Raw genomic sequence first — 25,128 nt, 5'->3', positions numbered from 1 at the left:
AGATTTTGAGAGCGTGGCAGGTTTGCGCAGAATTTTTCTGAAAGGGTCAGAAATTACGCTACAATTGCCACCATTGATGCTTCGCACGTTATAATGCAAGGCTTCGGTAAATGCGGGAATAGCTCAGTTGGTAGAGCGCAACCTTGCCAAGGTTGAGGTCGTCGGTTCGAGACCGATTTCCCGCTCCAGTTTTTACAGCAAAGGGAGGCTCAGGCTTCCCTTTTTGTCAAAAGCATGGCGCGGTAGCAAAGCGGTTATGCGTCGGATTGCAAATCCGTTGAGGCCGGTTCGACTCCGGCCCGCGCCTCCAGGATTGCAGCAGTTTTTTCTGAAATCAAGAAAATACTGCTACAATGCCAGACTTTCCTGATCGCGGATTGATGGATTAGGTTCAGAAAATGCGGGAATAGCTCAGTTGGTAGAGCGCAACCTTGCCAAGGTTGAGGTCGTCGGTTCGAGACCGATTTCCCGCTCCATAGATACACAAAGGGAAGCCCAGGCTTCCCTTTTTTATTGCGCCCTTTCCTTTTTGGCCAAGAGCGCGCGAAGGCGCATGAATGTGTCGCTCTTGCAGCACCATTGATGATGCTGTACCGTCTTTTTGCACGCTTGGCGTGCGTCGCCCCGATGGTGAAATTGGTAGACACTGCGGACTTAAAATCCGCCGCTTTCCTGCATAAGGGGCGTGCCGGTTCGACCCCGGCTCGGGGCACCACCAGATATTGCTATGTCGCACTACAACCCCCCGTTTGAAATTCACGTCCACGGTCAGGTGCTGTTGCGCCCGGGCATCGACTTTGCGCAGCTTCAGGAGGCTTTGCGTCCGCTGTGGAAGTACGCCGGTGCGCGCTCTCTGGCTGATGGTGCAGCCAGCTACTATGAGGAAGAGCCGGGCATCCAGTACGACGCGCGCGAGCGTACGCTGCAGATATGCTGGACTGTGTGCGGCGACGAGGATTTTCGCCAGTCGCTGGACGATATGTGCATGAGCCTGAATGAATTGGCCGAGCAGGGCGCGGCGATCGAGGTGACCTTCTACGACACCGAATTCGATGAGGACGAGGCGCCCGAGGATGCCGAATCGCGCGATGATTTCTTGATGCTGTTCGTCGGTCCCACGCCGGCGGCCATCATGCAGGTGCAGCGTGATTTGCTGGTGCAGGATGTGGTCGATCTGATGGAGCGTCACTTCGACGGCTCCGAACTGGGCGGGGTCGTCGCCGAGATCGACAAGCTGTTTTCGCAGCGTTTCGACGCACTGGTCAATTCGCTGGAGATCGGCAAGCCCCCACGTGGCGGCAACCCGGGTGGCAGCCACGGCGGCGGCGGGCGCCGCCCGCGTCATCTGCATTGAGCGCATGCGCGCGCGTCGCAGGCCGGCGCGCGCCAGCAGATTTTCAACTTTCCTGTTGCTCTGCCAGGTGGCTCATTCCACCTCGGCGGCGGTGCAGTGCGCCGCATCCAGCGCCAGCCAGCGCTGCGCCGCACTGGCCAGCGCCGCCAGCGCGCCGGTGGTCAGCAGCGTGGTGGCTCCGGCGGTGTCGCGGTGGGCCAGCAGGTCGCGCTGTGCCAGTAATTGATGCGTGTGCCGGGCCACGGCGGGGCCTGTTTCGATGATTTGTACCTGCGGGCCGGCCAGATCCTGCAGCCAGGGCAGCGCAAATACATAGTGTGTGCAGCCCAGCACCAGGGTGTCGATCTGTCCCGGTTGTTCGCCCAGGTTGCCCAACGCATGGACGTAGCGAGCACACAGCGCCTGGATACGCGCCTGCGCTTGTGCATCGTCCGCGGGGGCTGCCGTGCTTTGCTCGATGGCCCAGGCCAGCCCGTCGCAGGCCTGGATGGCGAACTGCGTGCCGCTGCCTTGGGCGGCCAGCAGCCGCGCAAAGCGCTCGCTGGTCACGGTGCCGCGCGTGGCCAGCACACCGACGTGGTGGGTACGACTGTGCGCGGCCGCGGGCTTGAGGGCGGGCTCCACACCCACGATGGGCAGGCCGGGCAATTCGCTGCGTAGCAATTGCACCGCTGCGGCGGTGGCGGTGTTGCAGGCGACGACGAATGCCTTGATCTGGTGGCGCTGGTGCAGGAATCGGGCAATCGTCAGGCTGCGCTGCTGCACCAGTGCGTCGCCTTTTTCGCCGTAGGGCGCATGGCTGCTGTCGGCCAGGTAGACGAAGTGCTCGTGCGGCATGCGGTTGCGCAGCGCGCGCAGCACGCTCAGTCCGCCCACGCCGCTGTCGAACACGCCAATTGGCGCGTCGCGCTCTGCCACCCCCTGTCGTTGCGGGATGCCGGCGGCGCTGGAGTCGGGGGGAGGGTGCATCGGGACGCGGAGCAGGTCAAAACCCGCCATTGTCCTCTTTTGTGCCGTGCTTCAAGGGGCAGCAGAGTGGGAGTGGCCGCGCCGCGCGGGTCGAGTTCAAGCCTCAGCTTCAGCCTCTCAAGGCCGCTGGGCAGTCTCGTCGGCACCGACGGCCACGCGCGCGCGAAAGCCCGCCAGCACGGTCTTCAGGCGCCTGGCGTTGTCCGCGCCCATGCGCAGCAGGATTTTCTGGCCGCTGGAGCGCTGCTGCAGGGCGGCATCGGCGAACTCGTAGCGCACCCAGGGGCGCAGTGACGGAACCTCGCCCGCGACCGGGGTGAGCTGCACGCGCAGCGGCTGGGCCGGCTCGGGCGTGGCCAGCAGGTGGTCGAGCACGGCCACCAGCCGGTCGTTGAAATACTGCTCGGGGTAGCCCAGATCTTCATAGGCCTGCTGGAACAGCGGGTACAGGTGGCGGTACAGGCGCGCCGCGCCGTCCAGCGGTAGAGACTCGGCCAGCGCGACCAGCGGGCGGTAGCGCGCCACATTGGCTTGTGCAATCACCAGGCCTTGCTCAGTCTGTTCGGCGCTGAAACGCCCCGGTGTGGGATGCACCGGCCACAGTTGCGCGGGCGCCAGCGGGCGCGCCAGGTTGTCCACCGTGGCGACGATGCGCCGAACCAGGGCGTCGAGCTGGAAAAACTGCAGCACTTGCGCCTTGCCAAGCAAGTCTTGCGCTGCCTGTGCAACCAGCGCATCGCCGTCGGCCTGGGCGGGCAGGGGTAGGGGCAGGGTGTCGTCACCGGCCTCGGGCGGCAGCGGGTACAACGGGGCCTCGGCGTCGGTGCTGGCCGGTTCGGCGGGCGGCTGGTCAGGCGAGGACTGTCCCGAGGTGGCGGTCGTGCTGGCCGCAGGCGTGTTGGCGGGCATTGGCAGTTCGGTCGGGCGCATCCACACCCACCAGGCGGCGGCCAGCGCCAGCAGGGCCAAGGCCAAGACCACCAACCAGGCTGGCCAACGGCTGGCGCGGGGCTGGTAACGCGAAGGAATGTTGGGCGAAGGGCGGTCAGACATGGGTGCATTGTGCAGCGCTTGCCGCGGCGCGGCCAGTGCCGCGGTGCCCGGCGGGGGGGGGGGCTGTCCGGCCATCGCCGCTGTTGATGGCTTGGTTCGGCGATTGCGCAGGGCGCGCCGGCGTCGGCTAGAGCCGCACGGTAGGGCGATCGGTGACACTGGCGTGTTCCCGCCCTTGTTTGCCATGACCGCCCTGTCCCGCCGCCAGCTCATTGGCCTGCTGCTGCTGACCTTGATGTGGGGCCTGAACTGGCCCGTGATGAAGTTGGCGCTGCGCGAGCTCTCGCCGCTGTACTTTCGTGCGCTGACCATGGGCCTGGGCGCACTGGCGCTGGCCTGGTACTTTGGCGCGCGCGGCCTGCCGATGCTGCCGCGCGGCGAGCGCCAGTGGCGCGACGTGGTGGTGCTGGGCCTGCCCAACATCCTGGGCTGGCACGCGCTGTCGATCATTGGCGTGGCGCACCTGCCGGCCGGGCGCGCGGCCACGCTGGGCTTTACCATGCCGGTGTGGACCGTGCTGCTGGGCGTGCTGTTCTATGGCGAGCGGCTGACCGGTCGGCTGGTATTGGCAGTGGCCGCGGTGCTTGCCGGCATTGCGCTGCTGCTGGGCAATGAGCTGGCGCAGCTGGCTGGCAGCCCGCTGGGTATTGCCTGGATGCAGGGCGCGGCGCTGAGTTGGGCGCTGGGCACGATTTGGATGCGCCGCGCGCATCTGACGATGCCGGCCGAGACACTGGTGGTGTGGATGATGGTGCTGTCCGCGCTGGTCATTGCCGCGCTGGCACTGTGGCTGGAGCCGCCGCAGAACTGGCATTTCAGCGCGGTAATGTGGGTGGTACTGGTCTGGACGGTGCTGATCAACTACGGTGCGGCGCAGGTAGTCTGGTTTGCGTTGGCGCGCGCGCTGCCGCCGGCCACCAGCGCGATGAGCGTGATGGCCGTGCCACTGATTGGCACGCTCAGCGCGCCTTTGGTCATTGGCGAGTGGCCGCACTGGCAGGACATGGCGGCGATGGTCTGTGTGGTCGTCGCCATCGGCGCGGTGCTGCTGCGCCGCGATTGACGCGCGCCGGTGCGAGGGCTGTCAGCCCAGCACGCGCAGCAGCGCCGCGTTGAACGTCTGCGGCTGCTCGTACTGCACCCAGTGCCCGGCATCCGCAATCAGCTGCAGGCCGCGGTAGGGCGCGCCGGTGGCGGCAAAGGCGCTGTCCAGGTGGCTGATCCAGGATTTGTACAGTGCGTCGTGGGCGCCGTAGATGGCGTGGACGGGGCTGGTCACCTGCGCGAGGGCACGCGCCAGCGCGTCGGTGTCCGAGGTGCGTCGCTGCGGCAGACGGTCGCGCAGCACGTTGTGCACATGCAGTTGCAACGTGGGTGCGTCGATGCGCGCGGCGTCGTGCAGCATCAGTTCGGCCAGGTTGTGATGGTGCACCGCGTTGCGGGCCTCTTCGTTCTTCAGGTGGCGCCAGCCGCGCAACTGGAACTGGCGCCGCGGAACCACGCCCATGGCCGGCGCGCCGGCCAGCACCAGGCGCTGAACCCGCTCGGGGTGGGCGCCGGCCAGCAGGCCGCCGGTGAGTCCGCCGAACGAGAAACCGACCAGGTCGCATTCCTGAGCGCCCAGCAGCAGCTGCAGGCCATCGGCCAGCGGCTGCACCATGGCCTGCGCGTCGCAGCCCTGCGGGGGCGGATCGGAGTCGCCAAAGCCCGGCAGGTCGGGCACCCACAGCGTGCGGCCGCTGGCGGCCAGCGCGTCGATGTTGTGCGCCCAGTGCGTCCAGCTGCCGCTGCCTCCGTGCAGCAGCACCAGCGGCGCGTGGTCGCTGGTATCCGTCCCCCAGTGGTGCCACACCATGCGCCCGCCTCCGGCCATGGCGGTGGCGTGGCGGCTGGCGCGCTGCTCCAGCGGTTGCAGCCACGCGGGCAGCTCCAGCGCGTGGCCTTGCGGCTTCACCATTGGGCGATGGCGTCGATCGCCAGGCCGTAGCCGGCAACGCCAAAGCCGCACATCACGGCGCGCGCCGCCGTTGCGATATAGGAGTGGTGGCGAAACGGCTCGCGCGCGTGGACGTTGCTGATGTGCAACTCGACCAGTGGCACGCCCGTGCCCTTGATCGCATCAAGCAACGCCACGCTGGTGTGCGTGTAGGCCGCGGCATTGAGCACCACGCCGGCCAGGCCGCCCGATGCGTGCAGGCGACCGGCTTCATGGATCCAGTCGACCAACTGGCCTTCATGGTTGCTTTGGTGAAACGCAAGCGTCAGGCCGTGGCGGGTGCAGGCGACCTCGCACAGCTGGCGTACGTCGTCCAGCGTCTGCGCGCCGTAGATGCCGGGCTCGCGCGTGCCCAGCAGATTCAGGTTGGGGCCATTGAGGACGTAGACGGTTTGGGGCATGGCGTGGGCTGAGAAGCAGTCAGCCGGCCATTATGCGGCTGTGGCCGACCCTCAGCGCCGGTGGCCGCCGTGGCCGCGGCCCGGGTGGCCATGGCCGTAGTGGTGGCCGCGTGGCGGAGCGTAATGCTTGTGCTTGCGGTGGTGCCCGCGCCAGACTGGCGGGGCATAGACCACCGGCGGCGGTGCGTAATACACCGGTGCCGGCGCGTAGTAGACCGGTGGCGTGGCGTAGACCACGGCCGGCGGCACACTGCCCACGCCAACGACCATGCCGGGGGCGTTCACGCCGACCGACCAGTACACGTCGCTGCGCGCCTGGGCGCTGCCGGCGGCGGCCAGCAAGGCTGTAGCCAGAACGGCTACGGCTGCGCGGGGGCGCCAGAGGGCGGAAAGCTTGGACATGGTGGTATCTCCTGGGCAGTGGCGCATGCGCCGGGTGCATGGGCAGACCGGGGCGCTGCCTGTGGCAGGCAGTCCTGGTCTTGATCGTGGTTCATTGTCTTAACGCGCGACAGGCCTTCAGGTTGGCAGGGTTGTGTTGCGTTTGTGTGTCCGTTGGTCAACAGGACGTGTCAGCCGGTTACTTGCGGCGCTGGTGAGCAGGTGCCGGGCAGCCGGGCGCGGAGCGCCTCCACACTAGAATCCCCGGGATGAGCACTCCTGCCCCTTTTGTACCGTCGGCTGAGCCGACCAAACCCAGCCATTTCCTGCGCCAGATCATCGAAGCCGACCTGGCCGCCGGCAAGCACGCACACAACCATTGGGCCGGCAGCCCCGGCGACGCGGCGCACCAGCGCGCCGGCGCGCTGGATGCTGCGGCGATTCGCACGCGCTTTCCGCCCGAGCCCAATGGCTATTTGCACGTGGGCCACGCCAAGAGCATTTGCCTGAACTTTGGCCTGGCGCGCGACTACCAGGGCGTGTGCCACCTGCGCTTCGACGACACCAACCCGGAGAAGGAAGACCAGGAGTACGTGGACAGCATCATCGATGCGGTGCACTGGCTGGGCTTTGACTGGAAGGACACCGACGGCGCCGAGCACCAGTATTTCGCCAGCGACTACTTCGACTTCATGTACCGCGCTGCCGAGTACCTGATCGAGGCCGGCCACGCCTACGTCGACGAGCAGACTGCCGACGAGATGCGCGCCAGCCGCGGCGATTTCAGCAAGCCCGGCGTGAACAGCCCGTTTCGCGACCGCACCCCGGCCGAGAGTCTGGCGCGCTTTCGCGCGATGCGCGACGGCCAGCTGCCCGACGGTGCGGCGGTGCTGCGCGCAAAAATCGACATGGCGTCGCCCAACATCAATATGCGCGACCCGGCGATTTACCGCATTCGCCGCGCCACGCACCACAATACCGGCGACCGGTGGTGCATCTACCCGATGTACACCTTTGCGCACCCGATCGAAGACGCGCTCGAATGCATCACGCACAGCATCTGCACGCTGGAATTCGAGGATCAGCGCCCGTTTTACGACTGGCTGCTCGACCGCCTGGCCGAGGGCGACCTGATTGCCACGCCCCAGCCGCGCCAATATGAATTTGCGCGGCTGAATCTCACCTACGTCATCACCAGCAAGCGCAAGCTCAAGCACCTGGTGGACAACGGCATCGTCGCCGGCTGGGACGACCCGCGCATGCCCACCATCGTCGGGTTGCGCCGGCGCGGATACACGCCGGCGGCCATCCGGCTGTTTTGCGACCGCATCGGCGTGACCAAGGACTACAGCTGGATCGACTATGCGACGCTGGAAGGCTGCCTGCGCGAGGATTTGGAGCCGCGTGCCCACCGCGCCATGGTGGTGCTCGACCCGGTGCCGCTGGTGCTGACCAACTGGGCCGAGGTCTTTGGCAGCGACGGCCACCTGGAGGACTGCCAACTGCCCGCGCTGCCGCACGCGGTGGACGGGCAGGAGGCGCCCGCGCCGCGCCGGTTCAAGCTGGGGCGGCAGGTGTGGATCGAGCGCGAGGACTTCGAGGAGACCCCGCCCAAGGGCTACAAGCGCCTGTTCCCGGGCAACCTGGTACGCCTCAAAGGCGGCTACGTCGTCGAGTGCACCGGCTGCGTGCGCGGCGCGGACGGCCAGGTGGCCGAAGTACACGCCAAGGTCATCGCCGACACCAAGAGCGGCACGCCCGGCGCCGACAGCGTCAAGGCCAAGTCCGCCATCACCTGGGTGGGCGCGCACGACGGCGTGCAGGCCGAGGTGCGGCTGTACGACCGCCTGTTCACCGACGCCCAGCCCGACGCCGGCGGCAAGGATTTTCTGACACTGCTTAACCCGGGCAGCCTGCGCGTGGCCACCGCCTGGGCCGAGCCCTCGCTGGCCGCAGCGCGGGCCGACGACAAATTCCAATTCGAGCGCCACGGCTACTTCGTCGCCGACCGCCACGACCATGCGTCCGGCAAGCCGGTGTTCAACCGCATCACCAGTCTCAAGGACAGCTGGGGCAAGTAAGCCCAGCATTGGCAGCGGGCTGTTCGCGCCCCGGGCCGATGCCGCGGAACTTGTGCCCCGCCGCATTACTCTGATTTCGCCATGATCCATTTCAAAAGCATTACCCGCATTGGCCTGCTGGCCGGCGCTGCCTTGCTGGCAGCCTGCGCGCAGCAGCCCGCCCAGACCATGAACCAGGCCGCCCCCACCGCCGAGCAACTGCAAGCCTATGTATGGGATTTGCGCACCGCGCACGACGGCGCCGGCCAGGCAACGCAGGCCTGGCAGTTGAAGGGCCGCAAGCCACTGCGTCTGCAGTTCAACGCCCGCCAGTTGTCGGTGCAGCAGCTGTGCAACATCATGAATGCCGGCTACCGAATCGATGGCACGCAGTTGCAGGTACAGCGCCCGATGAGCACGATGCGCGCCTGCGCCGAGGACGGCCTGATGCAGTTGGAGCATCGCGTCGGTCAGCAACTGCCCAGCGCGCGCAGCGCGCAGCTGGCGCAGGGTGGCGGCGCACCGGTGCTCACGCTCGGCTTTGCCGACGGCAGCCGCTGGGAGCTGGCGGGCACGCCTACGCCGCAGACGCGCTACGGTAGCGCGCCAGAGCGCGTCTTCTGGGAAGTTGCCCCCGACCGCGTGGCCTGCAGCCACGGCGTCGTCAAGGACGCGCAATGCCTGCGTGTGCGCGAGATCCGCTATGCCGACAACGGAGTCAAGCAAGGCGCAGGGCCGTGGGAGCTGTTCTACGGCCAGATCGAAGGCTGGCAGCACCAGGACGGCGTGCGCAACGTGCTGCGCCTGGATCGCTACCGCGTGAAGAACCCGCCGGCCGACGCCTCGTCGCTGGCCTATGTGCTGGACATGGTCGTCGAGTCCGAGCAGGTCAAAAAGTAACGGGCGCCCCTGTACGGCAAAGCCGCTCCGAGAGCGGCTTTTTTATTGTTCGTGCGCGCAGTGCAGGCGCTGGGCGGCGCCTGCCGGTTCAGGCCGTGGCCTTGAGCGCGCCGGCCTGCGTCAGCCGCTCGACCACGAGCAGTGCGCGCATTTCCTGCTGGCTCATGATGCCCAGATCCTCGGCCACCTGGGCGATCGGCTTGCCGCTGGCAATGGCCAGCTTGGCGATGGCCGCGGCCTTCTCGTAGCCGATCAGCGGGTTGAGCGCGGTCACCAGCGTCACCGACTCGGCAATGCGCTCGCTCAGCAGATCCTGGTTGGCCGTGATGCCCTCGACGCAGTTGACCTGCAGCGTGCGGCAGGCGTTGGCCAGGTGGGCCAGGCTTTTGTGCAGCGACCAGGCCATCAGCGGCTCGAAGGCGTTGAGCTGCAGCTGGCCGGCCTCCACCGCCATGGTGATGGCCACGTCGTTGCCGATGACCTCGAAGCACACCAGGTTCATCACTTCCGGGATCACCGGATTGACCTTGCCCGGCATGATGGACGAGCCCGCCTGGCGCGCCGGCAGGCGGATGTCGCGCACGCCGGCTTGCGGGCCCGAGGACAGCAGGCGCAGGTCGTTGCTGATTTTGGACAGCTTGGCGGCGATGCGCTTCAAGATGCCCGAGATGTCGACGAAGGCGCCAGTGTCGCTGGTGGCGGCGATCAGGTTGCCCGCCAGGTGCACCGGCACGCCCGACAGCGCGGCCAGGCGCTGCGTGACCACCTCGGCATAGCCCACCGGCGCGTTGATGCCGGTGCCAATGGCGGTGCCGCCCATGTTCACCTCGCACATCAGTGCGGCGCTGTCCTTCAGGCGCTGCTCGTCGTCGGCCAGCATGCTGGCAATCGCCTCGAACTCCTGGCCCAGCGTCATCGGCACCGCGTCCTGCAGTTGGGTGCGGCCGATCTTGAGGATGCCCTTGAACTCAACCGCTTTGGCCTCGAACGCGCCGCGCAGCCCGGCCAGGGCCTGCAGCAGCGTCTGGATCCCGAACCAGGTCGCCAGCTTGACCGCGGTGGGGTAGGCGTCGTTGGTGCTTTGCGAGGCGTTGACGTGGTCGTTGGGGTGGATGGCGTCGTAGTGGCCCTTGGCCAGCCCCAGATGCTCCAGTGCGCGGTTGGCGATCACCTCGTTGGCGTTCATATTGGTCGAGGTGCCGGCGCCGCCCTGCATCACGTCGACGACGAACTGCGCGTTCAGCTGCCCGGCGATCACGTCGTCGCAGGCGCGGGCAATGGCGTCGGCCTGGTGCGCCGTGATGGCGCCCAGCTGTGCGTTGGCCTGGGCCGCAGCCTTTTTGACGTAGCCGAAGGCGCGCACCAGGTCGGGCATCTGCGCCACGGTGTGGCCCGAGATCGGGAAATTCTCCACTGCGCGTGCGGTGTGCACGCCCCAGTAGGCGTCATCGGGGATGGGCATGCTGCCCAGGAAGTCTTGTTCTTGACGCATGGTCAACCACTCTTGAGACGGATCGGAAATTGAGGGAAACGGCCATCCACCCGCGGTGGATGGCTGCAGACAACGCAATGCCTGTGCCTTGTGGGCGCAGCCACGGCGCACGGCATGTGCGTGGTGCCAACGTGGGAATGCCCTGGCTGCCAGTGGTTCATCCGTTTGGCGGATGAGCCGCTGCAGCGCAGGGCATGGGCCGCGATTATGACCCAATGCGCAAATGATGCATTGCGGTAAAAGTTTTTTGCATAACGTGCGCCGACCGGCCGCGGCCTACACTCCAGGCGCCATGTCTGCCCATCCTCCCTACCGTTTGCTGCGCCTGAACAAGCCCTATGGCGTGCTCAGCCAGTTCACGCCGGAGGGGCGTTGGCGCGGTCTGAAGGATGTGCTGCCAGTTCCCGGCGTCTACGCCTGCGGGCGGCTGGACGCCGACAGCGAGGGGCTGTTGCTGCTGACTGACGATGGCCGGTTGCAGGCGCGCATCAGCGACCCGCGCCACAAGCTGCCCAAGACCTATTGGGTGCAGGTCGAGGGCGTGCCGGATACGCAGGCGCTGGATGCGCTGCGCCGCGGCGTCGCGCTGCGCGACGGGGTAACGCTGCCTGCGCAGGTGCGCCGGCTCGACCCGCCGCCTCTGCTGTGGCCGCGCGATCCGCCGATCCGCGTGCGCCAGAGCGTGCCCGACAGCTGGATCGAGCTGGTCATCAGCGAGGGCCGCAACCGCCAGGTACGCCGCATGACCGCCGCGGTCGGCCACCCCACGCTGCGCCTGGTGCGGGTGGCCATCGGCCCCTACACGCTGGATGGACTGGCGCCCGGCCAGTGGGAGGACGTGGCGCTGGACGCCAGGACGCGGGCTGCGCCCGGCAGTGTCAGCCGCCCGCGCGGCGCAGGCGCAGCGCGCCGTCGATGACCAGCACGCCGACGGCGACGAAAATCGGCCCGTAGGTGGGCCACTGCGCCGGCGAGATGCTCTCGCCCAGCGCCAGGGCTGCCAGCGCCAGCAGCACCGGTTCCACGTAGCTGAGCAGTCCGAACAGCCCCAGCGGCAACAGCCGGCTGGCGGCCATGTACAGCGCCAGCGCCACCGCGCTGATCACGCCCAGCACCGGCACCATGGCCCACAGGTGGGGCTGCTCCAGCACCAGCGGCAGCGACGACGGTGTGCGCAGCACGTACCACAGCGCGGGCGGCACCAGCAGCAGCATGTCCAGCCAGTGTCCGCCCAGATGGTCGCTGGCCAGCTGGCGGCGCGTGACGAAATACACCGTGTAGCCCAGCGCCACCAGCCAGGTCTCCCACGACATGTTGCCCGCGCGCAGCAGCTCGTGCGCAACGCCGGCGGCGGCCAGCAGCGTGGCCAGTGTCTGCAGCCGAGTGAGCCGCTCGCGGTAGAGCAGGCGGCCGGCCAGCACCATGACCAGCGGCAGCAAAAAATAGCCCAGCGACACCGGCAGCGCCCGCCCGTGCAGCGGTGCCCACAGAAACAGCCACAGTTGCACGCCCAGCATGGCCGCGCTGGCCAGCAGGCCCAGCGCCAGCAGTGGCGTGCGCCGTACGCGCTGCGCCAGCAGCCGCACCCGCTGCCACTGGCCCATGCCCAGCAGCAGCGCAGTGGTGAACGGCAGCGTGGCGATGACGCGCCAGCCAAAGATCTGCTCGCCGTCCAGCGGTGCCAGCAGCGGCGCCAGGTAGTACATGGCGCCAAACAGCACGGAGGCGATGAGCGATGCGGCCAGGCCTTTGATCACGGAGGTGGACGATGGGTAAAAGAGTGGGAAGACAGATGCAGGGGGCGATTGTCAGCGACGGCGGGCCCGCGGATTTGGTCACAATGCCAATCCAGGTGGCGCGGCAATGCGCGCCAAGTGCAAAGGACATTGGCATGAACATCTTGATTACCGGCGGCTGTGGTTTTCTGGGCGCGCGCCTGGCGCGTGAATTGCTGGCGCAGGGCAGCCTTGCGCTGGACGGCGCCGCACCCCGGCCCATTGCGCGGCTGTGGCTGGTGGATCGCGTGGCGCCGCCCGCCGACCTGCTGGCGGATGCGCGCGTGCAGGGCCTGCAGGGTGACCTGCTGGAGCAGATCGATGGGGGCGCGCTGCCGCTGGCCGACGCCGACTTGGTTTACCACCTGGCCGCGGCGGTGAGCGGCGAGTGCGAGGCCGATTTCGACCTGGGCATGCGCAGCAATGTGCGCACCACGCGGGCGCTGCTGCAGGCCTGCCGCAACGCGGGCCGCGCGCCGGTGTTCGTGTTCTCCAGCTCGGTGGCGGTGTTTGGCAGTGCGCCCGGCGTGCCGCTGCCCGCAGTGGTGCAGGACGACACGCTGCCCACGCCGCAAAACAGCTACGGCATTCAGAAGTTCATTGGCGAGCAGTTGGTGGCCGACTGCACACGCAAGGGCTTTGTGCGCGGGCGCAGCGTGCGCTTGATGACGGTGAGCGTGCGCCCGGGGCGGCCCAACGCAGCGGCGTCCAGCTTTTTGAGCGGCCTGCTGCGCGAGCCGCTGGCCGGTGAGCGCACCGTCTGCCCGGTGCCGCCCGAGACGGCGGTGGCGCTGTCATCGCCCGCCAGCGCGGTGCGCGGCCTGCTGCGCGCGGCCACGGCCGGCAGTGCCGAATGGGGGCCGCGCACCGCGGTCAACCTGCCGGCACTGACCACCACGGTGGCCGAGATGGTGCAGGCGCTGCACGCGCTGGCCGGCGACGCGGCAACGGCGCTGATCGACTGGCGGTGCGATGCGGCCATCGAGGCCATCGTGGGCAGTTGGCCCAGCCGCTTCGACGCGCGCCGCGCCGCAGCGCTGGGGCTGCTGCCCGACGAAGGCTTTGCCGCCATCCTGCGCGAATACGTGCGCGAGAACCCGCAGGCCATCCAGCTGGCGCTGAAAGGTTGACCATGGGCCAACTGCTGCTCGGCTGCATTGCCGATGACTTCACCGGCGCAACCGACCTGGCCAACAACCTGGTGCGCGCCGGCATGCGCGTGGTGCAGGCCATTGGCGTGCCCGCCGGCCCGCCGGCGGCCGATGTTGATGTGGTGGTCATCGCGCTCAAGTCGCGCACCATTCCCGCAAGCGAGGCGGTGGTGCAGTCGCTGGCCGCACTTGCCTGGCTGCGGGCGCAGGGCGCGCGCCAGATCTATTTCAAATACTGCTCGACCTTCGACAGCACGCCGGCCGGCAACATCGGCCCGGTGACCGAGGCGCTGATGGACGCGCTGGGCTGCGACTTCACCATCGCCACCCCGGCCTTCCCGGACAACCAGCGCACGGTGTTCAAGGGCCACCTGTTCGTCGGCGATCTGCTGCTGAGCGACAGCGGCATGCGCGACCATCCGCTGACGCCGATGACCGACGCCAATCTGGTGCGCGTGCTGCAGGCGCAGTGCCGGCGCAAGGTGGGGCTGATCGACCACGCCGTGGTTGCGCGCGGGCCGCAGGCCATCACCGAGCGCATCGCGCAGCTGCGCGCCGAGGGCGTGGGCATTGCCATCGTCGATGCGGTATCGAACGGCGACCTGCTGCGCCTGGGGCCGGCGCTGGCCGGCATGCCGCTGGTGACGGCCGGCTCGGGCGTGGCCATCGGGCTGCCGGCCAACTTCGGCTTGGTACCCTCGCGCGCTGCCAGCCAGCTGCCGTCCGCTCAGGGGCTGCGCGCCGTGGTGTCGGGCAGCTGCTCGCAGGCCACGCAGCGCCAGGTGCAGGACTTCATCGCGCGCGGCGGGCAGGCGCTGGCCATCGATCCGCAGCGCATCGCCGAGGGCGCGGACATGGCAGCCGAGGCGCTGGCCTGGGCCACACCGCTGCTGGCACGTGGCCCGGTGCTGGTCTATTCGACGGCGGACAGCGCCGCCGTGCAGTCGGTGCAGGCGCGCCTGGGCGTGGAAGCCGCCGGCGCGCTGGTCGAGCGCACGCTGGCCGCCGTCGCGCGCGGGCTGGTGGAGCACGGCGTGCGCCAGCTGGTGGTCGCCGGCGGCGAGACCTCGGGCGCCTGCGTGCAGGCTTTGGGCGTGGCGCAGATGCAGATCGGCGCGCAGATCGACCCCGGCGTGCCGTGGTGCCACGCGCAGGCGCTGGGCGGCGGGCTGCACCTTGCGCTCAAGTCCGGCAACTTTGGCGGCGACGACTTCTTCACGCGTGCTTTCGAGGTGCTGGCATGACCGAGACGCAGGCGCGCAAGGAGATTTGCCGCGTCGGCGCCAGCCTGTTCGCGCGCGGCTACGCGCACGCCACGGCGGGCAACATCAGCGTGCGGCTCGATGACGGCTTTCTCATCACACCCACCGACGCCTGCCTGGGTTTTCTCGATCCGGCGCGCCTGGCGCGGCTGGACGGCGAGGGCCGGCAGGTCAGCGGCGACCGCGCGAGCAAGACCATTGCGCTGCACGCGCGCATCTACGCCGCCGCTCGCGTGTTCGACGCGCAGACCGCCTGCGTGATCCACACCCACAGCACGCACTGCGTGGCGCTGACGCTGCAGCCCCAGGGCGGGGAGCTGCTACCCGCCCTCACGCCATACTTCGTGATGAAGGTCGGCCATGTGCCCGTCATCCCCTACCACCGCCCCGGCGCGCCCGAGGCCGCCGAGGCCGTGGCCCGGGCGATTGCGCGCTACGGCGCGCAGGGCGCTCCGCTGCGCGCCGTCATGCTGGCGCGCCTGGGGCCCAACGTGTGGCACGACAGCCCGGCCGCCGCGATGGCGGTGCTGGAGGAACTGGAGGAGACGGCGCGGCTGTGGCTGCTGTCGTCGCCCAAACCGGCCGCGCTGGACGCGGTACAAATTGATGAGTTGCGCGCTACTTTCAATGCGCGCTGGTGAGGAATAAAACATGCCGCGCTTTGCTGCCAATCTGACCATGCTCTACAACGAGCATGCCTTCCTCGACCGCTTCGCCGCCGCCGCCGCCGATGGCTTCAAGGGCGTCGAATACCTGTTCCCCTACGAGCACCCCGCTGCCGACATCGCCAAGCGCCTCCAGGATCACGGCCTGCAGCAGGTGTTGTTCAACGCCCCGCCCGGCGACTGGGCCGCGGGCGAGCGCGGCCTGGCTTGCCTGCCGGGGCGCGAGGCGGAGTTCCGTAATGGCATTGACCGCGCGCTGGACTACGCCGCTGCGCTCGACTGTCCGCGCATCCACGTGATGGCCGGCCTGGTGCCCGCCGGCCAGGCGCGCGAGGCGCTGCGCCTCCTGTACCTGGACAACCTGCGCTGGGCGGCCGAACAGGCGCAGCAGGTGGGGCGCTGCGTTCTGATCGAACCGATCAACCAGCGCGACATGCCCGGCTATTTCCTCAGCCGCCAGGACGAGGCGCACGCGCTGGTGCAGGCCGTGGGTGCACCCAACCTGCAGGTGCAGTTCGATCTCTACCACTGCCAGGTCACCGAGGGCGACGTGGCGATGAAAATCCGCCAATACCTGCCCACGGGCCGCGTCGGTCATTTCCAGATCGCCGGCGTGCCGGAGCGCCACGAGCCCGACCGGGGCGAACTGCACCACCCCTATTTGTTCTCCGTCATCGACGAGGTGGCAGCGCAGTGCGGCTGGCAGGGCTGGGTGGGCTGCGAGTACCGGCCCTGGCGCGGTGCAGTGCCGGGCGGCACCAGCACCGGGCTGGGCTGGATGGACGCTTTCAGGAACAAGGCCGCCCGCATTTGATAACGGAGGAAATTCTTATTTCTCCTTCCCCCTCTGGGGGAAGGCAGGAATGGGGGCCGCCAGCGGTGGTGGCTAAGGTGTGGGTTATGCGAACCGCGTATAAACGCCGGCCTGGCTTTCTCTGAAGGCCCGCCAATCAGGCGCCAGCCGGCCTGAACAGCGCATCGAGCACCGGCAGCAGCGTCGGAAACTCCTGCGCGAAGCGCGTGCGGTGCACGAAGTAGGCCTCGCAGGCTACGGCAAAGAATTCGGCCGGAGCAGTGGCGGCATAGGCGTCCAGCCAGGGCCAGTCACCGCCGAAGCGCTCGGCAAGAATGACCTTCTCGCGCAGTTGTTCGTAGGCCGGGTTCCATGCGTCGCGCCACAGCGCGTGTGCGGCGCGCGCGCTCGTCGTGCCCATGAAGCCCGCCGGCAGCGGAGGGCAGCCGTCGGCAGGGCCGTTCTTCATGTCGATCTTGTGCACGAATTCGTGGATCACCACGCTGTGCACCTGTTCGCCTGCCTGGCCAGCCTGCTCCACGGCCGGCCAGCTGAGCATCACCGGGCCATGCTCCATCGCCTCGCCCAGCAGCACCTCGTTGTAGTAGTGCACCACACCGGCCTCGTCGACCGCGGTGCGCCGCGCCACCGCCTCGGCAGGGTGCACGACGATGCCGACGAAGTCGTCGTACCAGGTCAGCGCCTGGCGCGGCGTGCCCCAGTGCAGTATGGGCAGGCAGGCCTGGGCGGCGATCGCCACGGCCATCGCGTCGGTGACGACGAGGCTGTGGGCACCGGTGAATTCCTTGTGGCGCAGGAAACGCGCGGCCAGCGCGCGCAGCTTGGCCTGGTCGGCCAGCGGCAGCGCGGCAAGAAAGCGGTAGTGCTGCACCGTGGGCAGCCACAGCGCGTCGTCGATCACCGGCTGCCCCGCCACCGTGGCGCGCAGCCGGTGGAGCAGGCGGCGCAGGCCGGCGGCAGCCATCAGAGCGCGCCCAGGCCCAGGCGCTTCAGGCTGCCATCAGTGCCCAGGCGCAGCACCTCGGCGCGGTGGGGGGCGTCGTCCAGATCCCAGTCGGTCAGCACGTGGCGCGTCCGACCGCCGGGCAGGGTGTGGTCGGCGGGGCGGTGGGTGTGGCCGTGGATCAGGGTCGGGGCGCGGGCCGCGCGCAGCCAGGCGAGGGCTGCGCCGGTGTCCACGTCGGCATAGATGGCGCGCGGGTTGCTCTTGCGCGCCTCGCTTTCGCTGCGGGCGGCCTTGCCATGGGCGCGGCGCGCGGTCAGCGGCTGGGCCAGCAATTGCGCCTGCCACGCTGGGTCGCGCGCCAGTGCGCGAAAGCGTTGGTATTCGACGTCGTCCAGGCACAGCGCGTCGCCGTGCGAGAGCAGCCAGCGCGCGCTGCCCAGCGTGAGCACCGTGGGGTCGTCCAGCAGCGCCACGCCGGTGGCGCGGGCAAAGCCGGCACCGACCAGGAAGTCGCGGTTGCCGTGCATGAAGTACAGCGGCCTTTGCGCGGCGGCGCGCTGCAGCAGCGCGCAGGCCTCGGCCTCGAAGCTGCCCGGCTCGTCGATGGCGTCGTCACCCACCCAGACCTCGAACAGGTCGCCCAGCAGCAGTATGGCGTCCGCCTGTGTGTGCTGCAGATAGCTAGCAAACGCGGCCAGCGTGGCCGGGTGCTGGCGGTCCAGGTGCAGATCCGACAGCAGGTCGACCGTGCGCCAGCCGGCCGGCGCCACGAGCTCGGCCATGGGCGGCACGGCCGGGGCCATGATCAGAGCGCGACGGCCTTGTCGATCACCACGGCGTCGAACGGCACGTCGTCGTGGAAGCCCTTGCGCGTGGTGCGCACCTTCTTGATCTGGTCGACGATGTCCTTGCCGTCGACCACCTTGCCGAACACCGCGTAGCCCCAGCCCTGGGGTGTGGGCGAGGTGTGGTTTAGGAAGCCGTTGTCGGTGACGTTGATGAAGAACTGCGCGGTGGCGCTATGCGGGTCGCTGGTGCGCGCCATCGCGATGGTGTAGTCGTCGTTCTTCAGGCCGTTGGCGGCTTCGTTCTCGATCGGGTCGAGCGTCGACTTCTGCTTCATGTCGGCGGTGAAGCCCCCGCCCTGGATCATGAAGCCCTTGATCACGCGGTGAAAGATGGTGCCGTCGTAGTGGCCGTTGTTTACGTAGGCCAGGAAGTTCTCGGTGCTCTTGGGCGCGTTGACAGCGTCCAGCTCCAGCGTGATCACGCCTTGCGTGGCGGTCTCGGCGACGTTGATGGTGACGTGCAGTTCGACTTTCGGGTTGCTCATGGGGGTGTCCTGTGAAAAAAATTAGGGGAGCACGGTGGCCGATTGGATCACGACCGCCGTAGTGGGCACGTTCTGGTGCATGCCGCGGTTGCCGGTGGCGACGGCGCGGATTTTGTCGACCACGGCCTGGCCCTGCACAACCTTGCCGAACACCGTGTAACCGTGGCCGTCGGGGTTGGGGGCGTTGAGCATGGTGTTATCAGCCACGTTGATGAAGAACTGCGCGGTGGCCGAGTTCGGATCCTGCGTGCGTGCCATCGCGATGGTGTAGCGATTGTTCTTCAGGCCGTTGGCCGCCTCCAGCGGGATGGGCGCGCGCGTGGGCTTTTGCGCCATGTCGGGTGTGAAGCCGCCGCCCTGGATCATGAAGCCGTCGATCACGCGGTGAAAGATGGTGCCGTCGTAATGCCCGTCCTGCACGTACTGCAGGAAGTTGGCCACCGTCTTGGGCGCCCTGGCTGCATTCAACTGCAGCACGATGTCGCCGGCGGTGGTGGCCAGCTTGACCTGTGCCGGCGCGTCCTGCGCCTGGGCTGCGCCCGTGGCGAGCAGGGCTGCCAGGGCCAGGGCGGTCAATCCGCCCAGGGCATTGCGTCGTGCAATCATCCAATCACTCCTTCATTGATCCAAATGCTGTGCCCCGGCCCGTTCGCGGGCTGCTCGTCGCGCCTGCAAACCAAAAGGTGTGACCGGGGTGGGGTGTGTTGGCCCAGCCATTGGAAAGGGGCGCTGCCGCCTGGTTTGGCGCCACTTGGCCGCTTCGGCGCGGCCCTCGCCCGAGTCCCTGGCGGGCCGGTTTATACTTGTCCGATTGTAATGGTGCGAGCATGCCCGGGCGGGACATGCACTCACTCTGGAATGCCGGCGCGGCGCCCTGGATGCGCATGCCGGCATGTTTTTTGCTGATTCCTACCCCTTTCATGAGCTTGCGTATCTACAACACGCTCACGCGTGCATTGGAGCGCTTTTCGCCGCTTCAGCCCGGCCATGTGCGCATGTACGTGTGCGGCATGACGGTGTACGACCTGTGCCACCTGGGCCATGCGCGCTCGATGGTGGCCTTTGACGTGGTGCAGCGCTGGCTGCGCGCGTCGGGCCTGGCGGTGACCTATGTGCGCAACATCACTGACATCGACGACAAGATCATCCGCCGCGCCGTGGAGAACGGCGAGAGCATCCGCAGCCTGACCGACCGCATGATCGACGCGCTGCACCAGGATGCCGACGCGCTGGGCATTGCGCGCCCCGACCACGAACCGCGGGCCACCGACTATGTGCCGCAGATGCAGATCATGATCGGCCGTCTGCAAGCCCATGGCCTGGCCTACCAGGCCGAGGGCGGCGACGTCAACTTTGCGGTGCGCAAGTTTCCAGGCTATGGCCGCCTGTCGGGCAAGTCGATCGACGAACTGCACGTTGGCGAGCGCGTGGCGGTGCTTGACGGCAAGAATGATCCGCTGGACTTCGTGCTCTGGAAGTCGGCCAAGCCCGAGGAACCGGCCGAGGTGAAGTGGGACAGCCCCTGGGGCCCCGGGCGCCCGGGCTGGCATATCGAGTGCTCGGCCATGGGTTGCGAGCTGCTCGGTGAGAGCTTCGACATCCATGGCGGCGGCGCCGACCTGGCCTTTCCGCACCACGAAAACGAGATTGCGCAAAGCGAGGGTGCCACGGGCAAGCCCTTTGTGCAGGTTTGGATGCACAACGGGTTCATCAACGTGGACAACGAGAAGATGTCCAAGAGCCTGGGCAATTTCTTCACGATCCGCCAGGTGCTGGAGCACTACGACGCCGAGGTCGTGCGCTTCTTCGTCGTGCGCAGTCACTACCGCAGCCCGCTGAACTACAGCAATGTGCACCTGGACGACGCGCGCGGCGCGCTCAAGCGCTTGTACACCGCGCTGAGCCTGGTGCCGGCCGAGGAGGGCGTCGCCATCGACTGGACCAACCCCTACGCGGCGCGCTTCAAGGCGGCGATGGACGAAGACTTCGGCACGCCCGAGGCCATTGCCGTGCTGTTCGACCTGGCCGGCGAGGTCAACCGCAGCCGCAGCCCGCAGGCAGCCGGCCTGCTCAAGGCGCTGGGCGCGATTCTGGGGCTGCTGCAGTCCGATCCGCGGGCTTATCTGCAGGCCGGGGCGGGCGTCGACGCCGCTGAGATCGAGGCCCAGGTGGCCGCGCGAGCGGCCGCCAAGGCGGCGAAAAACTGGGCCGAGGCCGACCGCATTCGCGATGCGCTGCTGGCGCGCGGCATCGTGCTCAAGGACGGGCCGGCAGGGACGACTTGGCAGGCGCAGGCGTGAGCGGCTTTGCCGCATGGATGTCTTGAACCATGGCAGCAACCGCGCACCCTCGGCACGCGTCTGACGACGGCTCGCCGATATATTGGGCCGATGCCTGCAAGCACCTGGCACGCAAGGATCGGGTGATGAAGCGCCTGATTCCACAGCATGGCGATGCAGCGCTGCAAACGCGCGGCGATGCGTTCGTTACGCTGGCGCGCAGCGTCATCGGCCAGCAGATCTCGGTCAAGGCGGCGCAGCGCGTCTGGGATCGCTTCGCCGCGCTACCTGCGGAGATGAACCCCACCGAGGTACTGCGCCTGCGCGTGGATGACATGCGCGCGGCAGGCCTGTCGGCGCGCAAGGTCGAGTACATCGTCGACCTGGCGTTGCATTTTGACGCCGGCAAGCTGCGCCCCGGGCAGTGGCAGGACATGGCTGATGAGGCCATCATCACCGAGCTGACCGCTATCCGCGGCATTGGCCGCTGGACGGCCGAGATGTTCCTGATCTTTCACCTGATGCGGCCCAACGTGCTGCCGCTGGACGACGTCGGCCTGCTCAAGGGCATCAGCCTCAATTATTTTTCTGGTGAATCGGTCAGCCGCAGCGATGTACGCGAGGTGGCCCAGGCCTGGCAGCCTTGGTGCAGCGTGGCCACTTGGTATATTTGGCGCTCTCTGGATCCTCTGCCGGTGAGCTATTGAACCGTGCGGCAGCCTGCCTGCCATCCACACAGACACACGCATTGCGCGCCCGTGCGGCGCCCCGGCCCGAGCGGCCAGACGAGGAGAACCACTTTGGCGAAAAAGACATTCCTGGATTTCGAGCAGCCCATTGCAGAGCTCGAAACCAAGATCGAGGAACTGCGCTATGTCCACAATGAAAGCGCAGTGGACATTTCTGAAGAGATCGACCAGCTGAGCAAGAAAAGCCACCAGCTGACCAAGGACATCTATAGCAGCCTGACGCCGTGGCAGATCACCAAGATCGCACGCCACCCCGATCGCCCCTACACGATGGATTATGTGAACGAAATCTTTACCGATTTCGTCGAAATGCATGGTGACCGGCATTTCGCCGATGACTTTTCCATGATCGGCGGTCTGGCGCGCTTCAACGGTCATCCCTGCATGGTCATCGGCCACCAGAAGGGGCGCAGCACCAAGGAGCGCGCGCTGCGCAACTTCGGCATGACCCGTCCCGAGGGCTACCGCAAGGCACTGCGGCTGATGAAGACGGCCGAGAAATTCAAGCTCCCGGTGTTCACCTTCGTCGACACACCGGGAGCGTTCCCCGGCATCGACGCCGAGGAGCGCGGCCAGTCCGAGGCGATTGGCCGCAACATCTTCGAGATGGCGCAGCTGGAAGTGCCGATCATCACCTCGGTGATCGGCGAGGGCGGCTCCGGCGGCGCGCTGGCCATTGCCGTGGGCGACCAGGTCATCATGCTGCAATACTCTGTGTATTCGGTGATCAGCCCCGAGGGCTGTGCGTCCATCCTGTGGAAGTCGAGCGAGCGCGCCAAGGATGCCGCCGAGGCCATGGGCATCACGGCCCACCGCCTGAAGGCGCTGGGCCTGATCGACAAAATCGTCAATGAGCCCGTCGGTGGCGCGCACCGAGATCACAAGCAGATGGCCGCCTTCCTCAAGCGTGCGCTGGGCGATGCCTGGCGCCAGCTGGCCGACCTGAAGGCCGAGGAACTGATCGAGCGCCGCTATGAACGCCTGCAAAGCTATGGGCGCTTCACCGATACCAAGGCCGACAGCCGCTGACCCGGTCTTGCGCGCAACTTGGTAGGCATTGCCGCGCGGCCACTGCGATGACGCAGTCATTCGATGCCGCCATGGCGGGTTTCTTTCCCGGCCTGCCGCTGGCCGTCGCGCTCAGCGGCGGCGCCGACTCGACGGCGCTCCTGATTGCCTGCCACGCGCGCTGGCCGAATCAGGTCGTGGCGCTGCATGTGCACCACGGCCTGCAGGCCGTCGCCGATGACTTCGAGCGCCATTGCCGTGAGCTGTGCCTACAGCTTGGCGTGCCGCTGCGGGTGCGCCGTGTGGATGCGCGAGCGCTCCAGGGGGAAAGCCCGGAAGACGCAGCGCGCCGCGCGCGCTACCAGGCCCTGCAGGAATTGGCGGGGCCTGTGCGCGATATTGCGCTGGCCCAGCACGCGGACGATCAGGTGGAGACGCTGCTGCTGGCGCTGTCGCGCGGCGCCGGTGTGCCAGGGCTGGCCGCGATGCCAACGTGCCGTGTGCGTGGCGGCATCGCTTGGCATCGGCCATTGCTCTCGGTTGCTGCGGACGAGGTGCGCGCCTGGCTGCGCGCGCGCGGCGTCGCCTGGGTCGAAGATCCGAGCAATGCTGATCTGCGCTATACACGTAATCGCATCCGTCGCCAGTTGCTGCCGGCGTTACAGCAAGTGTTCCCGCAGTTTCGCGACACCTTCACGCGCAGCAGCCGGCATGCGGCCCAGGCCGCTGAGCTGCTACAGGAACTAGCGGCGCTGGATCTGGCGCAGGTCGGCACGCCCCCATGTGTGGCGGCGCTGCAGGCCTTGAGCCAGGCACGCCAGGCCAATGTGCTGCGCCACTGGTTGCTGTGCAGCCATGGCGCCAGCGCCAGTGCGGCGCAATTGGCTGAACTGCAGCGCCAGATTGGCGCATGCACCACCCGAGGGCACCGCATCGATATCAAGGTGGGCATTGGCCATGTGCGGCGCGAAGGCCTGTATTTGACTTGGTACAATTGACAGGTTTTGGCTCACTCTATCGAGCGGATCGTCGGCGCACCAAAACAATTTTCTCGAATCGCGCCGTGAGTAACGCTCCGTCATCGCAGATTTTTCATGGCACTGTACGTTCACAAATACGGCGGAACGTCGATGGGCTCGACCGAGCGCATCCGCAACGTCGCCAAACGTGTCGCCAAATGGGCGCGCGCCGGCCACCAGATGGTGGTGGTGCCCAGCGCCATGAGTGGCGAAACCAACCGCCTGCTGGGCCTGGCCAAGGAGCTTTCTCCGGGCAAGGCCAGCGACGCCTATCACCGCGAGCTTGACCAACTGGCAGCCACGGGCGAGCAGGCCTCATCGGCCTTGCTGGCCATTGCACTGCAGGGCGAAGGCATGCAGGCGGTGAGTTACACCGGCTGGCAAGTGCCGGTGCGCACCGACAACAGCTACACCAAGGCGCGCATTGAATCCATCGACGACCAGCGGGTGCGCGCGGATCTGGATGCGGGCAAGGTCGTAATCATCACGGGCTTTCAGGGTATTGATGCGCAAGGCCACATTACGACACTGGGGCGTGGAGGTTCCGACACCTCGGCCGTGGCCATTGCGGCGGCGCTCAAGGCCCACGAGTGCCTGATCTATACCGATGTCGATGGCGTCTACACCACTGATCCGCGCGTAGTTCCCGAAGCGCGCCGCCAGGCGACGCTCAGCTTCGAGGAAATGCTCGAAATGGCCAGCCTCGGCTCCAAGGTGCTGCAGATCCGCTCGGTTGAATTTGCGGGCAAGTACAAGGTGCCGTTGCGCGTGCTGTCCAGCTTTACGTCCTGGGACGTCGACATCGACGAAGAAGCCAGGTCAGGCACATTGATCACCTTTGAGGAAGATGAACAAATGGAAAAAGCCATTGTCTCGGGCATCGCGTTTTCGCGCGACGAAGCTAAAATTTCCGTGCTTGGCGTGCCGGACACGCCTGGCATCGCATATCAAATACTGGGGCCGGTGGCGGCTGCCAACATCGACGTGGACGTGATCATCCAGAACGTCGGCAAGGAGGGCAAGACCGACTTCAGTTTCACGGTCAACCGCAATGACTACCAGCGTGCCACCGAACTGCTCAAGAGCAAGGTACTGCCTCAGCTCGGCGCGCAAGAGGTCATTGGTGACGACAAGATCGCCAAGGTCAGCATTGTCGGCATCGGCATGCGCAGTCATGTCGGGGTTGCCAGCCAGATGTTCCATGCGCTGAGCGAAGAGGGAATCAACATCAAGATGATTTCGACATCAGAGATCAAGACCTCAGTGGTGATTGACGACAAGTACGTTGAGTTGGCCGTGCGTTGCCTGCACAAGGCGTTCAATCTGGACAAGGCCTGACTTTGAATCGTTGAATGTTTCTTTGTGACACTAAAAATTGAGCTACAATTCCATCCCTTCGCTGCTTGTGGCGCTTCTCTTTTGGGTAGCTGTTGCGGGTGGTTGAAGAGGAGGGCGAATAAAAAGTTCTTCGGTGGTTGCAAGAGGTGTAAAAGCTGATGTACACTACAAGGCTTCGCTGAT

25 protein-coding genes and 4 tRNA genes are annotated in these 25,128 nt (G+C 67.1%); 18 read left to right on the top strand and 11 right to left on the bottom strand.

Translation table 11 applies throughout. The features are described from left to right. Positions 1–112: 112 nt before the first annotated feature. The 5 genes from ABD767_RS08415 to ABD767_RS08395 all read left to right on the top strand — a co-directional run bounded on the left by ABD767_RS08415 (position 113) and on the right by ABD767_RS08395 (position 1,354). Positions 113–188 (top strand) — tRNA-Gly (locus ABD767_RS08415). A gap of 48 nt (positions 189–236) precedes the next feature. Beyond that, positions 237–310 (top strand) — tRNA-Cys (locus ABD767_RS08410). Between the two features lie 90 nt (positions 311–400). Next, positions 401–476: transfer RNA gene (locus ABD767_RS08405), tRNA-Gly, on the top strand. Positions 477–621: 145 nt separating this feature from the next. Then, positions 622–715: transfer RNA gene (locus ABD767_RS08400), tRNA-Leu, on the top strand. A gap of 12 nt (positions 716–727) precedes the next feature. Then, complete coding sequence (locus ABD767_RS08395; RefSeq protein ID WP_103043866.1) at positions 728–1,354, top strand: DUF6806 family protein; 627 nt, start codon at positions 728–730, stop codon at positions 1,352–1,354. Positions 1,355–1,426: 72 nt separating this feature from the next. Here the strand turns inward: ABD767_RS08395 and murI are convergent, their stop codons facing one another. Then, the gene (gene murI, locus ABD767_RS08390; RefSeq protein ID WP_103043867.1) at positions 1,427–2,323 is read right to left on the bottom strand and encodes a glutamate racemase; all 897 of its coding nucleotides are present in this window, start codon (positions 2,321–2,323) and stop codon (positions 1,427–1,429) included. A gap of 117 nt (positions 2,324–2,440) precedes the next feature. After that, complete coding sequence (locus ABD767_RS08385; protein ID WP_344869275.1) at positions 2,441–3,304, bottom strand: DUF3014 domain-containing protein; 864 nt, start codon at positions 3,302–3,304, stop codon at positions 2,441–2,443. 256 nt (positions 3,305–3,560) lie between these two features. Between ABD767_RS08385 and ABD767_RS08380 the strand changes: the two genes are divergently transcribed. Further along, complete coding sequence (locus ABD767_RS08380; RefSeq protein WP_103043869.1) at positions 3,561–4,439, top strand: EamA family transporter; 879 nt, start codon at positions 3,561–3,563, stop codon at positions 4,437–4,439. Positions 4,440–4,460: 21 nt separating this feature from the next. Here ABD767_RS08380 and ABD767_RS08375 read toward each other — a convergent pair whose 3' ends face one another. Genes ABD767_RS08375 through ABD767_RS08365 form a run of 3 tightly spaced genes read right to left on the bottom strand, consistent with a single transcriptional unit; the run spans position 4,461 to position 6,175 of the window. Then, positions 4,461–5,333 carry an alpha/beta fold hydrolase gene (locus tag ABD767_RS08375; RefSeq protein ID WP_103043870.1) on the bottom strand — a complete coding sequence of 291 codons (873 nt, stop codon included), beginning with the start codon at positions 5,331–5,333 and terminating at the stop codon, positions 4,461–4,463. Further along, entirely contained in the window at positions 5,327–5,773 is a 447-nt protein-coding gene (gene aroQ, locus ABD767_RS08370) for a type II 3-dehydroquinate dehydratase (protein WP_103043871.1), read from the bottom strand. Before aroQ ends, ABD767_RS08375 begins: the two co-directional genes overlap by 7 nt. Before the next feature lie 51 nt (positions 5,774–5,824). After that, the gene (locus ABD767_RS08365; RefSeq protein WP_103043872.1) at positions 5,825–6,175 is read right to left on the bottom strand and encodes a hypothetical protein; all 351 of its coding nucleotides are present in this window, start codon (positions 6,173–6,175) and stop codon (positions 5,825–5,827) included. Positions 6,176–6,423: 248 nt separating this feature from the next. On the opposite strand from ABD767_RS08365, the gene ABD767_RS08360 reads away from it, so the two are divergent. Both ABD767_RS08360 and ABD767_RS08355 read left to right on the top strand, forming a co-directional pair. Continuing rightward, the gene (locus ABD767_RS08360; protein WP_103043873.1) at positions 6,424–8,235 is read left to right on the top strand and encodes a glutamine--tRNA ligase/YqeY domain fusion protein; all 1,812 of its coding nucleotides are present in this window, start codon (positions 6,424–6,426) and stop codon (positions 8,233–8,235) included. 81 nt (positions 8,236–8,316) lie between these two features. Further along, positions 8,317–9,114 carry a DUF4377 domain-containing protein gene (locus tag ABD767_RS08355; RefSeq protein WP_103043874.1) on the top strand — a complete coding sequence of 266 codons (798 nt, stop codon included), beginning with the start codon at positions 8,317–8,319 and terminating at the stop codon, positions 9,112–9,114. Between the two features lie 88 nt (positions 9,115–9,202). Here the strand turns inward: ABD767_RS08355 and ABD767_RS08350 are convergent, their stop codons facing one another. Continuing rightward, a complete protein-coding gene (locus tag ABD767_RS08350; RefSeq protein ID WP_103043875.1) occupies positions 9,203–10,606 on the bottom strand; it encodes an aspartate ammonia-lyase in 1,404 nt (467 codons plus the stop codon). 292 nt (positions 10,607–10,898) lie between these two features. Between ABD767_RS08350 and ABD767_RS08345 the strand changes: the two genes are divergently transcribed. Beyond that, on the top strand, positions 10,899–11,525 hold the full coding sequence (locus ABD767_RS08345; protein WP_103043876.1) for a pseudouridine synthase: 627 nt from the start codon (positions 10,899–10,901) through the stop codon (positions 11,523–11,525). On the opposite strand, the gene rarD is transcribed toward ABD767_RS08345, so the two are convergent. Next, on the bottom strand, positions 11,485–12,363 hold the full coding sequence (rarD, locus tag ABD767_RS08340; protein WP_103043877.1) for an EamA family transporter RarD: 879 nt from the start codon (positions 12,361–12,363) through the stop codon (positions 11,485–11,487). The two genes, ABD767_RS08345 and rarD, sit on opposite strands and share 41 nt — an antisense overlap. A 134-nt stretch (positions 12,364–12,497) precedes the next feature. Between rarD and denD the strand changes: the two genes are divergently transcribed. The 4 genes from denD to otnI are packed head-to-tail and all read left to right on the top strand — an operon-like array spanning position 12,498 to position 16,273. After that, positions 12,498–13,511: a D-erythronate dehydrogenase gene (gene denD / locus ABD767_RS08335; protein WP_103043878.1), complete on the top strand. Its 1,014-nt coding sequence runs from the start codon at positions 12,498–12,500 to the stop codon at positions 13,509–13,511. A gap of 2 nt (positions 13,512–13,513) precedes the next feature. Next, a complete protein-coding gene (otnK, locus tag ABD767_RS08330; protein ID WP_103043879.1) occupies positions 13,514–14,776 on the top strand; it encodes a 3-oxo-tetronate kinase in 1,263 nt (420 codons plus the stop codon). Next, positions 14,773–15,435 (top strand): class II aldolase/adducin family protein, encoded by a 663-nt coding sequence (locus ABD767_RS08325; protein WP_103043880.1) that lies wholly within the window; start codon positions 14,773–14,775, stop codon positions 15,433–15,435. Before otnK ends, ABD767_RS08325 begins: the two co-directional genes overlap by 4 nt. Positions 15,436–15,445: 10 nt before the next feature. Then, positions 15,446–16,273 (top strand): 2-oxo-tetronate isomerase, encoded by an 828-nt coding sequence (gene otnI / locus ABD767_RS08320; RefSeq protein WP_103043881.1) that lies wholly within the window; start codon positions 15,446–15,448, stop codon positions 16,271–16,273. A 136-nt stretch (positions 16,274–16,409) separates the two neighbouring features. Here the strand turns inward: otnI and ABD767_RS08315 are convergent, their stop codons facing one another. Genes ABD767_RS08315 through ABD767_RS08300 form a run of 4 tightly spaced genes read right to left on the bottom strand, consistent with a single transcriptional unit; the run spans position 16,410 to position 19,158 of the window. Beyond that, positions 16,410–17,237, bottom strand: coding sequence for a zinc-dependent peptidase (locus ABD767_RS08315; protein WP_103043882.1), 828 nt, complete (start codon positions 17,235–17,237; stop codon positions 16,410–16,412). Next, entirely contained in the window at positions 17,237–18,022 is a 786-nt protein-coding gene (locus ABD767_RS08310) for a UDP-2,3-diacylglucosamine diphosphatase (RefSeq protein WP_103043883.1), read from the bottom strand. Before ABD767_RS08310 ends, ABD767_RS08315 begins: the two co-directional genes overlap by 1 nt. A gap of 2 nt (positions 18,023–18,024) precedes the next feature. Further along, a complete protein-coding gene (locus ABD767_RS08305; protein ID WP_103043884.1) occupies positions 18,025–18,552 on the bottom strand; it encodes a peptidylprolyl isomerase in 528 nt (175 codons plus the stop codon). A gap of 21 nt (positions 18,553–18,573) precedes the next feature. Then, entirely contained in the window at positions 18,574–19,158 is a 585-nt protein-coding gene (locus tag ABD767_RS08300) for a peptidylprolyl isomerase (protein ID WP_103043885.1), read from the bottom strand. Between the two features lie 314 nt (positions 19,159–19,472). On the opposite strand from ABD767_RS08300, the gene cysS reads away from it, so the two are divergent. The 5 genes from cysS to ABD767_RS08275 all read left to right on the top strand — a co-directional run bounded on the left by cysS (position 19,473) and on the right by ABD767_RS08275 (position 24,945). Beyond that, entirely contained in the window at positions 19,473–20,852 is a 1,380-nt protein-coding gene (gene cysS, locus ABD767_RS08295; RefSeq protein ID WP_103043886.1) for a cysteine--tRNA ligase, read from the top strand. A 29-nt stretch (positions 20,853–20,881) separates the two neighbouring features. After that, entirely contained in the window at positions 20,882–21,538 is a 657-nt protein-coding gene (locus tag ABD767_RS08290) for a DNA glycosylase family protein (RefSeq protein ID WP_103043887.1), read from the top strand. 93 nt (positions 21,539–21,631) lie between these two features. Next, a complete protein-coding gene (locus ABD767_RS08285; protein ID WP_103043888.1) occupies positions 21,632–22,609 on the top strand; it encodes an acetyl-CoA carboxylase carboxyltransferase subunit alpha in 978 nt (325 codons plus the stop codon). A 47-nt stretch (positions 22,610–22,656) separates the two neighbouring features. After that, complete coding sequence (gene tilS / locus ABD767_RS08280; protein ID WP_103043889.1) at positions 22,657–23,586, top strand: tRNA lysidine(34) synthetase TilS; 930 nt, start codon at positions 22,657–22,659, stop codon at positions 23,584–23,586. Between the two features lie 96 nt (positions 23,587–23,682). Then, the gene (locus ABD767_RS08275; RefSeq protein WP_103043890.1) at positions 23,683–24,945 is read left to right on the top strand and encodes an aspartate kinase; all 1,263 of its coding nucleotides are present in this window, start codon (positions 23,683–23,685) and stop codon (positions 24,943–24,945) included. Positions 24,946–25,128: the final 183 nt, after the last annotated feature.

The sequence above is a fragment of the Comamonas faecalis genome, assembly GCF_039538025.1.
Taxonomy (GTDB): Bacteria; Pseudomonadota; Gammaproteobacteria; order Burkholderiales; family Burkholderiaceae_C; genus Comamonas_C; species Comamonas_C faecalis.
This window is presented reverse-complemented; position numbering and strand designations above follow the sequence as displayed.